At 61.2% G+C, this 10,026-nt stretch carries 6 protein-coding genes; 3 read left to right on the plus strand and 3 right to left on the minus strand.

The window, feature by feature from the left end:
- Together AX703_RS26245 and AX703_RS26255 are read left to right on the plus strand one after the other, a co-directional pair.
- The coding region (locus AX703_RS26245; protein ID WP_062348460.1) for a porin family protein at positions 1-1,138 on the plus strand (1,138 nt) is incomplete at its 5' end.
- A gap of 292 nt (positions 1,139-1,430) precedes the next feature.
- Positions 1,431-3,791: a transferrin-binding protein-like solute binding protein gene (locus AX703_RS26255; protein ID WP_156452235.1), complete on the plus strand. Its 2,361-nt coding sequence runs from the start codon at positions 1,431-1,433 to the stop codon at positions 3,789-3,791.
- A gap of 46 nt (positions 3,792-3,837) precedes the next feature.
- Here AX703_RS26255 and AX703_RS26260 read toward each other — a convergent pair whose 3' ends face one another.
- The 3 genes from AX703_RS26260 to AX703_RS26270 all read right to left on the minus strand — a co-directional run bounded on the left by AX703_RS26260 (position 3,838) and on the right by AX703_RS26270 (position 8,729).
- Positions 3,838-5,127 (minus strand): adenylosuccinate synthase, encoded by a 1,290-nt coding sequence (locus AX703_RS26260; RefSeq protein WP_039332593.1) that lies wholly within the window; start codon positions 5,125-5,127, stop codon positions 3,838-3,840.
- 256 nt (positions 5,128-5,383) lie between these two features.
- Positions 5,384-6,370, minus strand: a complete 987-nt coding sequence (locus tag AX703_RS26265; protein WP_231735715.1) for an alpha/beta hydrolase — start codon at positions 6,368-6,370, stop codon at positions 5,384-5,386.
- A gap of 67 nt (positions 6,371-6,437) precedes the next feature.
- On the minus strand, positions 6,438-8,729 hold the full coding sequence (locus tag AX703_RS26270) for a TonB-dependent receptor (RefSeq protein ID WP_062348470.1): 2,292 nt from the start codon (positions 8,727-8,729) through the stop codon (positions 6,438-6,440).
- A 423-nt stretch (positions 8,730-9,152) separates the two neighbouring features.
- Between AX703_RS26270 and AX703_RS26275 the strand changes: the two genes are divergently transcribed.
- Positions 9,153-10,022, plus strand: a complete 870-nt coding sequence (locus AX703_RS26275; protein WP_255355126.1) for a glycoside hydrolase family 68 protein — start codon at positions 9,153-9,155, stop codon at positions 10,020-10,022.
- The last annotated feature ends 4 nt before the right edge of the window (positions 10,023-10,026 follow it).

Below are 10,026 nucleotides of genomic sequence, written 5' to 3' on the forward strand. Positions count from 1 at the left end.
TGACAGACCCGGTCTACCCGGCACCGAAACGAACTTCGCTTTGTTCACGGACGACCAGATGAAGCGAACGCGCGATGCTGCGGTCGAACTGCGTCGCATCCTCGATGAAAAGCCCGATGCAGCGCGGGTGCGGCTTGAACTGGCCCGCATGGACGCGATGATGGGACGACTTGGCGCTGCCGAGCGTGAAATGCGTGCTGCCCAAGCGAGTGGCCAGCTTCCGGCAGACGTCGAGCGTGCCGTGCGCTTCTATGCTGCTGCGCTTGCAGCGGCAAAGCCCCTTGGTGGCAGCCTGGAGCTTGCGCTTGCGCCAGACAGCAATATCAATCGCGCAACAAGGGCAGACACTCTAGGCACTGTCATCGGCGACTTCACCTTGAGCGACGACGCCAAAGCCAAGTCCGGCCTGGGGCTTGCGGCGCGCGCGCAGGGGTATCTCCGCGTGCCGCTTAGCACCGGAGCCCGTCTGCTCGCGCGGGTATCAGGCAGCGGTGACTTTTATCGCTCCGGACAGTTCGACGATTATGCGCTGGCCGTGCAATTCGGACCAGAGTTCCAGTCCGGTGCAGACCGGATCACCTTCTCAGGAGGCCCGTCCTGGCGCTGGTACGGCCAAGCGGCGTTCAGCCAGGGATGGGGGGGCACTGCGGTTTTCCAGCACCCTTTAGGCAAGCGATCGCAGTTTCGTGCCGAGGCGGCTGTCTCGCGCCTCGACAATCGCCGCAATGACTTGCAGGATTCAACGATCTATGCCGGCACTCTCGGGATCGATCGTGCCTTCAGCGCGCGCTTTGGCGGCGGGATGCAATTGCGGATGAGCCGCACCTCCGCGCGCGATCCGGGTTGGTCAGATTGGACCGGCGGGACATCGGCGTATGTGTTCAGGGAACTGGGCAGGACGACGGTCGTGATGGACGGAAGCTACTCGCGCCTTGAGGCCGATGAGCGCCTGTTCCTCTATCCGAGGAAGCGTGTGGATGACCGGTTCAGCCTCGGGCTTTCGGCAACGTTCCGCGCCATCCAGTGGAAGGGCATCGCACCTTTCCTGCGCCTCAGGATAGAGCGGAACCGTTCGACGGTGGGCATTTTCGATTTTGATCGGCGCGCGGCGGAACTTGGCCTGACGTCGGCATTCTAGCGTAAGGAAAAAGGGGAGAGGGGCGATGACCAGACACAACCGCAGGGCAGCGACAGCGTCTGCCTTGACCATTGCATTGATGCTGGCAGCGTGCGGGGGTGGCGGCAATGGCGTCAGCAGCACTCCGGTGCCTACACCTACGCCTACGCCTACGCCTACGCCGACACCCACACCGACGCCTACACCGACGCCTACACCGACGCCTACACCTACGCCGACACCCACGCCCACACCGACACCGACAGCAAACACGAGCCTGGTCGCGCCGCTTGTCAGCGAAAGTTTCAAGAATGTGGCATCTGTCGGAACTGTAAGTGTTCCGACCAATGGCGCCGCGGTCAGCACCTCGGCTTCAGCCTTGGCGCTCACGGTCTCCTACAACGCCACTAACCGCTCGTGGACTGTCTCGGACGGCACGCGCAGCCGCACTTTCGGTCCAGGCGACATCGACGCGACGCAATCGAACAGCGCAATCACGACCTACAAGTTCGTTTCGGGCAATACGACCGAGTTCCTCTCGTTGACCACGACAGGCACAGCCGCAGGTCAGACCCGTTTCGTGGGGGCAGGGATCTGGCAGCGCCAGGTCAATGGAAGCACCACGATCGATGGGCGCATTTCCTCCTTCGCCTATGGGGTACAGACGCCGAATGGAACGCTGCCGAGGACGGGCGCGGCCAGCTTCGATGTAAAGCTGCTGGGCGCGCGGACGTTCAGCACGAACATTTATGCGCTGGGAGGGACAGGCAAGCTTTCGGTCGATTTCCTGTCCGGCGGCATCGCCGGAAGCGGCTTCTACGACGAGACCGATGTTCAGACCAATGTCACCGCGCGGGGCTATAACTGGAACGCCTTTGCGCTGCTGTCCAAGAGCGCGAACAGTTTTCTTGGCCAGTTGAACTTGGGCAGCGCCGGAACGGGTGAGTTGCACGGGGCTTTCTTCGGCCCCAACGCCGAGGAAGTTGGGGCGGCCTTCTCGCAAAACCCCAACTCGGACGTCGCCGCAACCGGTGTGATCTACGGCGCTCGCGGCACGACACCGGTCAATACCTCGACCAGCCTTGCCACCCCTTCCACCGACCAGTTCTATCAACCGTTGAGCGCCTCCGTGAAGGGCACCCTTGATGGAGCAGGCAATCTTTCAGCAGTGGGCGCCGGCAGCGGGCTTGCGTCTGTGCATCAGGGTGAGAATGGATCGCCACTGGTGTTTTACGGTTCTGATGGCCGGATCATGTGGCAGCCGACAAAGGCGGGACAGGTCGGGCTGACGTATGACTTCTACACAAGCAGCGACTACCTGCGCGCAGGCATTCTGACCGACCGGCGATCGAGCATCGGCCAGATAGATGCGTTCGTTTATGGTTTCGCGACGGCCAATTCCTCAACCCCGCGAACCGGGACGGCTGCTTTCAACGTTTCCCTCAATGGCGGGATACTGGCCAACGGGTCGAAGATCAGTGGCGTGAACGGCAATGGCAGTTTCAACGTCAACTTCCAGACTGGCGCCGTTTCGACGCTTGGAGCCTATACTGTTGGCAATGCCATTCCGGGCACCTCGGCGGGCCTGCCGGGCACCCAATCAGATGCAGGCAACTGGAGCGGAAACGCGACGCTTTCATCAAGCGCCAATGCGTTCAATGGTAACATCACCTTCGATGGTACGACCGATTACAACGGCACGCTGACCGGCAAGTTCTTCGGTCCGGCTGGGGAGCAGATCGGGGCGGTGGTTCAGGCCAACAGTTCCGGCGGTGCCGTCATGGCAGCTACGCTTGCAGGCGGCCGCGGTTCGGACAGCACCGCTTCCCAGAGCGGACTTGCCGGCCTCACGACGACTACTGTGCTGAATGGCAACGATTCCCAGTACTATGTCGTCAACGGTCTCAGCCCGGCGGAGCAGGCGCTTCTCGATACCAATGTCGAGGTTACCTACAACCCGACGAACAAGTCATATGTTCTCACGTCGAAGACGACTGGCACGAACTTCGGCAACGCCGTGCAGCTGTCGCAGACGCTGGCGGCGGCGGACTATAAGGCGGCGGAAAGCACCAGCACCTTCGATGTGTATCGCGGTGCCGATTACACGGCGCGGGTGTTCAAGTTCGGTAGCGGCAACCCCTCGATTGCCCTGACTTACACCAGTTTTGCCGAAGTGGTGCGAACCGACACGGTAGACGGACGCCAGGTGGCGACCCACTACTATGTGCCGTTCGGCGGCCTGACGCCAAGCTTCCAGATCCCGCGAACGGGCTCGGCAAGCTATTCCGGGGTAGTCTACGGTTATGGCCGGAACGGTGCGACGCAGCGCGAGGCTTCGCTTTCGGGGACCAGCACCTTCACGGCAGACTTCGCCGCAGGCACTGGCAGCGCCGTCCTCGCGTTGACGGCGACAGATGTCGGCAATAACGCGACGTCGAGCCTCGGCAACTTTACTTACAGTGGATCGCTTGCGGGCAATTGTCCGGGTTGCGGCGTTGGCAACACGTTCTCCCTCAGGGGAACCGGCACCGACGTGCTCAGCACCAGCTTCCTCAACGGCATGTTCTTTGGAGCCAACGCTGCCGAATGGGGCGGCTCGTTCCTCCTGCAGCTGAATCCGCCGGGCGGACAGCAATCGATCTATTCAGGTGTGACCGTCGGCAAGAAGAACTGAAGCTTTGCAGCCTCACCATCCGCCCGGACGGTGAGGCTTCAGGTGTTCAATCGACGAAGGGATCGCGCACAAGGATCGTGTCCTCGCGCTCCGGGCTGGTGCTGACAAGGGCAACCGGCGTTTCGATCAATTCCTGCACGCGCTGGATGTACTTGATCGCTTGGGCGGGCAAGTCAGCCCACGAACGCGCGCCAGCAGTGGTGCCATCCCAGCCGTCCATCTCTTCGTAGATGGGCTCAACCTCAGCCTGATCGGCGGCGTGGGCCGGGAAGTAGTCCAGCACCTTTCCGCGCAGGCGGTAGCCGGTGCAGATCTTCACCTTCTCGAAACCGTCCAGCACGTCAAGCTTGGTGAGAGCAATCCCAGTCACGCCAGAGATGGCGCAGGACTGACGCACCAGCACCGCGTCAAACCAGCCGCAGCGGCGCTTGCGCCCCGTAACCGTGCCGAATTCGTGGCCACGCTCGCCAAGGCGCTGGCCCACTTCGTCCTCAAGCTCGGTAGGGAACGGCCCGGAGCCGACGCGGGTGGTGTAGGCCTTGACGATACCAAGCACGAAACCTGTCTGCGAAGGGCCAAGACCCGAACCGGACGCGGCGGTGCCCGAGACGGTGTTGGACGAGGTGACGAACGGATAAGTGCCGTGGTCAACGTCGAGCAAGACGCCCTGCGCGCCCTCGAACAGGATGCGCGCGCCGGCCTTGCGGACGGTGTTGAGGCGCTTCCAGACCGGCTGGGCGAACTGCAGGACGTACGGCGCTATCTCGCGCAGTTCGGCGATCAGTGCGGCGCGATCGACCGGCGGCTGTCCAAAGCCTGCACGCAGCGCATCATGATGCGCGCAGAGGCGATCGAGTTGGACATCGAGCGCATCGAGATGGGCAAGGTCGCACACGCGGATCGCGCGGCGGCCGACCTTGTCTTCATAGGCAGGGCCGATGCCGCGGCCCGTGGTGCCGATTTTGCCTGAGCCGGCCGCCTGTTCGCGCAGACCATCAAGGTCGCGGTGCAGGGGGAGAATCAGGGGGCAATTGTCGGCAATGGCGAAGTTTTCGGCATTGATCTCGACGCCCTGCGCGGTCAGCTTTTCGATCTCGGCCTTCAGCGCCCACGGATCGAGGACCACACCGTTGCCGATGATCGAGAGCGTGCCAGTGACAATGCCCGAGGGTAGCAGAGAAAGCTTGTAGACCTGTTCGCCGACAACGAGGGTGTGGCCGGCGTTATGCCCACCCTGGAAGCGGACAACGGCATCGGCACGGCTGGCCAGCCAGTCAACGATCTTGCCTTTGCCTTCGTCGCCCCATTGGGCGCCGATAACGGTTACATTGGCCATGAATACACTCCTCCACCCTGCCCGGGTGGATCCTCAAGACGCCCTTCGACAGGACTCGGCGAAACGGGATGGATGAGCGGGGCAAGACCCCGGTTTTCGGTGCGCGCCCTAGTGGCATAGGCAACCCAAAGTCAAGGGCGCCGCGAACTGGGCTGGTGAGATGGAAGGTCTCCTCGGCTTGCCGACAGCAGCTCTGACCTATCGCGGGGAGACCGGGTTGCCTTGCTGCAACTGTCGGCCAAGCCAAGGCCTGTTGTCAGGACGGTGCCATGTGGCGGGCAATGAAGGCACTCAAAAGTTGGGGCCACCGTCCCGCCGGCGCATTGGATGGGCCGATGCCGAAACCATGGCCCCCTTCTTCGAACAGATGAATTTCAACCGGACGCCTGGCGCTCTGCATCGCATCGAGGAACAGCAGGGAATTCTGGGATGGCACTGGCACGTCATCAAGAGCGTGCACGAGGAAGGTTGGGGGCGTGTTTGCACCGACACGGCGTGCAGGAGAGCGGCGCTCAATTGCCTCAGCAGTCGGATTTGGGCCGAGCAACATTTCAACCGACTGCTGATGCGTGTAGGGCGGTTCGGTGCTTATAACCGGATAGATCAGAGCGGCGAGGCTGGGCAGCGGATCCAACTGGTCCGCCGCATCGCGCCCATCATAGCAGCCGTCCCTGCCGGCGGTGATCAACGATGCAGCAAGATGACCACCTGCAGAAAATCCGATCACGGAAATCCTGTCGGGATCGATGGAGAATTGTCCTGCCCGACTCTTGATCAAGCGCATCGCCCGCTGTGCGTCCTGCAATGGCACATCGGCGCGATTCGCCCAGCCTTCGCCAGGAAGGCGGTAAACTAGCACGAATACGGTGTAGCCCAGTTCAGTGAAGGTACGCGCAACGTCCGTGCCTTCATTGCGGATCGAGACGAACGTGTAGGCTCCGCCCGGGATCGTCAGTATAGCCTGCCCGTTGCTCCTTTTTGGACGGAACACGCGCATCTCCGGTCGGGCGACCCCTGCAATGAAGGTGGGGTCGAGTGTGATTGATGGCTTGGGCGCTGTACGCGGGCTTCCGGGCGGCAGGCCGTCCCACAAGGTGATCGACGGCGCTCCGATCCATTCGGCCGGAAGCGGTCCGGCTCCATGCGGAATCTTCAGCGCTTCCCTTGCGGCGCTGACAGGTAAAGTCATCAGAAAAAGCCCACTTCCCAGCAGAATTTGCCTGCGATCGACCGGCATACGCATGACCTTCTCCGGCATGCGTGGCCGGAGATCATCGCTCCGGCCACGGCGCTTCCTGTTGTCAATGCGATCAATACTTGAAGCCGACGCGCAAGCCATAGGTTTGCGGCATGGCATAGCTTGCCGTCGTCGAACTCCAAACGGGAACGACGGTTGTGGGGATGCGACGGTCCTCGACGTTGTTCATGAACACGTTGAGGTAGGCATGCCCCGAAGGTTCGTCGAACTGCAGGTTGAGATCGGTCTTCGTGTAACCTGCAATCCGGCCCTGGATGGCGTTGTCCACGCTGGCGAATGTTGCCGTCTGCGCGAAGAAGTCGACTGCCGGAGTGATCTTCCAGCCAGAAGCGGTTTCGAACTCGTGAGCATAGCTGAAGCGCCCGCTGAAGCGTGGTGCAAAAGGCAGCCGATTGCCCGAGTAATCGGCAACTGCCGGCGCGATCGGCGCAAAGCCCAGGATCGGCGCGAAGATGTTGTAGATCGTATCGGCTGAGCGCAGATTGTCAGGTGCGTTGGCAAATCGCAGGAACTTGGTATCCAGCCAAGAGAAGTAGGCCGTGAGCCGATCTGCCGGGGTGGGGCGGAAGGTTGTTTCCAGCTCGATGCCACGAATGCGCGCCCGGGCCGCATTGGTCGTAACCGGTATCGGGCCTTGCACCGGATCGACGATAATCGACGACACCTGCAGGTCCTTGTAGTTCATCTGATAGGCCGTGGCGCCAAGGAACAGGCGGCCACCCATCAGGTTGGCGCGCAGACCCAGTTCGAAATTGTCGACGGTTTCAGGCGCATAGCTTCGGAAGTTCGCCGGATTGGAACTCGGCTGCAGGCCACCCCCGCGATAGCCGGTCGAGACCGTAGCATATGCGAGCAGGTTCTCAGTCACGTCGGCGTCGATGCCCAGCTTCCAACTGACCTTGCTGTATTTCGCGCTCGGACGGTTGCGATCATCGGTATAGGCGATCGTGAAGGTCGGGCAGACATCGGGGGCGATTGTATCGCGGTCAAACGACTGGCCCGGGCAGACCAGTTGTTGCTCATGGCTGGTAACCGTATCCCAGGTTGAGCGGATACCCGCGACAAGGCGAAGCGATGGTGCAATCGCGAAGGTTGCCTGTCCGAACAGGGCGCGAGACTTGCTGCCCACACCGGCATAAGTGTTGACCACATCGACGGCGTCAATCGTGGAGATCTGATCGCCTGTCCCGACGACCTTCGCGCCGAAGAGGTTGAAAACCAGATTGAAAGGAGCGGGCGCCGTATTGCCGGCGTGCAGCAGTCGGGTGCCCGAGGGCTGGCGATCCTCATACAGGAATGCGCCGCCAACGAGCTTGAGCGGGCCATTCTCGTAATTCACGTCAACTTCGTGGGACCAGGTGCGGGTGCGATGATCGATGTATTCCTGCGAGAACACGCCGGTCGAGGCCGTGACGCCGTCGTTCTTGAGGAGTGAATAGCCGGTAAGGTATGTGAAGCTGAGGCTATCGGTGGCATCCCACACCAGCTTCGAACGCACGTCATAGCTGGTGATGTCCTGCCGGTTGCTGGTTACGGTATCCAAGCCGGGATTGATCGCATCCGAGGGGACGATCGTGACCGGGCCGAACGTGCCCGCCACCAGATCTGCCTGCGGATAGACGTTGTAGTTGCGCAGGAACACTGATGCGACTGTGCCGGTGTTCCGGGCATAGGAGCCCGACAGGCGCCAACTGAGGTTCGGCGCCGGATCGAATACCGTGGTAACGCGCACCGCCGAAAGGTCAGTCTTGTCAAAGCGGCGCGCCGCAAACTTGGGGCCGTACCCGTCGTTGACCTGATGGAACGCCGCTACGCGGACGCGCAGCATGTCGTTCACTGGCAGATCTACGGCAGCTTGCGCACGGATATCGTTGAAGCGGCCATACTGCAGGCTGGCGCTGCCACCGAAATTACGTCCCGGGTCGGCTGTGTTGATGTTCACGACACCGGCAGTGGCATTGCGCCCATACACTGTGCCTTGCGGGCCGCGCAGCACTTCGATGGCTCCAAGATCGAACAAGGCCAGCGAAAGTGCGACGGGGGACGGATTGTAGATACCGTCGAACTGGGTTGCGACTGTGGAATAGCCGCTAAAGCCATTGTTCGAGCCAATTCCGCGAATGGCAAATCCGTTCTGCGAAAGCTTGAGCGTTGGCACCGTGGTCGCGATCTGTTCGCTGGTGGTCAGGCCCTGTCGATCAAGCAGTGATTGCGAAACAACGCTGACGGCAACGGGAGCCTTCGAGAGCCGTTCGCTGCTCTTCTGAGCTGTGACGACGATCTCGGTCGGTACGGATGATCCGTCATCCTGAGGTGTTGCCACATCCTGTGCATTGGCAGTCATGGATGACGCTGCAATTGCTACTGAGGCCAGCAGAACGGAACGTATGTGCATGGGTATTCCCTCCCTTGATCGGCGCAGTCCTGGCCGGTTTGGACGCGACTTTTCCTGTCTTCGTCCGATTCGGGCTCCTTTCATCACAAAAGATGCGATTGCGCAATCGATTGCTCTAACCTAAACAGGGTGGAGCATTCAGGTGCGGTGAGCCAAGAAGTACTGAAGACTTTGCGGCGATGCCGGAATTCTTGCTGGAGTCGTTGAGCCGGGGATATTCCCGCACACTCTCGCTCCGCCATCTGATTGAGCAGGAAGAGTCAACGATTGCGCAATCTTTGCGCAATCCTCCCGGAGGAAGATCGCACTATGGCAACTACCGTTTCCGAGACTGGCAAACGCGTTGCCTCCGGGGCTTGTGCGAGCCCGACGATGTGGAGTGCTGCAGATCTGGGTGGGTTGGCGCTCTCCGAAACCAACTCCATTCCCACTCTCTCGCCAGCACCCGCTGCCCGCGTGGATGGCTTCGACCTTTGGGACATGTGGCCTATCGAACGGGCCGACGGCACGCTGCCTCGCTTCAATGGTGCGGCGTTCTGGATGATTCTTACTGCGCCTGCGGCCGCCGACCCCGATTCCCGCCACGCAATCGCCCGTATCCGTCTGGCAAGCGAGCACGATGGCCGCTGGACGGTCCACCAACCGGTTTTTCCCGATGGCTTCACCCCCGGCGATCGCGAATGGTCCGGCTCTGCAGTCCTGGATGAGGCAAAAGGCGAGCTTACGGTATACTTTACCGCTGCCGGGCGGCGTGGATCCTCTGTGGCAACCCTTGAGCAGCGCCTGTTCGAGGCTCGTTGCCGGTTTTCCGAAGCGGACGGGGCCGTAATCCTGTCTGACTGGTCAAGGCCCGTTGAATCCGTCGAGGCCGACGGAAAAGATTACATGATTGCCAACCAGATCACCGGTGTTGGAGGGGAAATACTTGGTTTCCGCGATCCGGGCTTTTTCCGTGATCCCGCCAGTGGCCGTTCCTTCCTGTTCCTCACAGGATCATGTGCCAAGTCGCCATCGCGATGGACCGGTGTGATAGGTGTAGCTGAAGCCATCGGCGCAGAAGGTTCCGGCTGGCGCCTGCTGCCGCCGGTGCTTAGCGCGGCGGGCTTCAACAACGAACTCGAGCGCCCGCACATGAGGGTCGTTGATGGTCGCTACTATTTGTTCTGGTCAACTCAGCGGAAGGTCTTTGCAGCTAGAGCAGATTCCGATCACTCTGGCTCATACCCGGCGGCGATAAAATAGTTGG

The organism is Novosphingobium sp. CCH12-A3 (assembly GCF_001556015.1).
Taxonomy (GTDB): domain Bacteria; phylum Pseudomonadota; class Alphaproteobacteria; order Sphingomonadales; family Sphingomonadaceae; genus Novosphingobium; species Novosphingobium subterraneum.